This window comes from Methylophaga sp. UBA1464 (assembly GCF_002325665.1).
Classification (GTDB): Bacteria; Pseudomonadota; Gammaproteobacteria; order Nitrosococcales; family Methylophagaceae; genus Methylophaga.
On the sequence record NZ_DCSO01000077.1, the window covers coordinates 101,015 to 101,300 of the forward strand.

1 protein-coding gene is annotated in these 286 nt (G+C 51.4%); it reads left to right on the forward strand.

What is annotated here, in order from left to right:
- Window positions 1-286: 4-(cytidine 5'-diphospho)-2-C-methyl-D-erythritol kinase (locus B3O33_RS09740; protein ID WP_414673286.1), on the forward strand; the 286-nt coding region annotated here is incomplete at both ends.

The window sequence follows — 286 nt, forward strand, 5'->3', positions numbered from 1 at the left end:
ACAGGCAACTGCAAAAATCACCTCGGGCGCCATTATTCAACTTGAAAAAAACCTGCCAATGGGGGGTGGTCTGGGGGGCGGCAGTTCAGATGCTGCAACCACATTAATTGCGCTGAACAAACTCTGGCAATGTGGTTTAACTGAGGACCAGTTGGCCGCTCTGGGATTGCAACTGGGCGCAGATGTACCGGTTTTTATCCGCGGTCATGCCGCATGGGCTGAGGGGGTGGGGGAAATATTTACCAGGATTGATCCACCTGAACCTTGGTATTTAGTTATCTTTCCC